The following is a 214-nucleotide window of genomic DNA, read 5'->3' as shown; positions in this document are numbered from 1 at the left end:
GTGTGGGTGGCCGCGAGCCGCTGGAAGCTCTCCAGCGACGGCGGGACCGTCGTGCCGTCCGGGGCGGTCTCCGGGCTGGCCTGGAGCTGCCAGCGGGGGCTGCCCTCGAACGGGCAGAGCATGAAGGCGCCCTGCGGCCCGAACCACTGGTGCCAGGCACCCGGCTCCAGGCCCTCGACCTCCACGTCGCCGCAGACCATCATCGGCTCCGGGT

1 pseudogene is annotated in these 214 nt (G+C 74.3%); it reads right to left on the bottom strand.

What is annotated here, in order from left to right:
• A pseudogene (locus tag VR45_RS41875) lies at positions 1-214 on the bottom strand (3-(3-hydroxyphenyl)propionate hydroxylase); the annotation flags it as partial.

It is taken from the genome of Streptomyces sp. NRRL S-495 (assembly GCF_000966955.1).
Lineage (GTDB): Bacteria > Actinomycetota > Actinomycetes > Streptomycetales > Streptomycetaceae > Kitasatospora > Kitasatospora purpeofusca.
The sequence above is the reverse complement of the archived record's forward strand: the minus strand, read 5'-3'. Positions and strand labels throughout refer to the sequence as shown.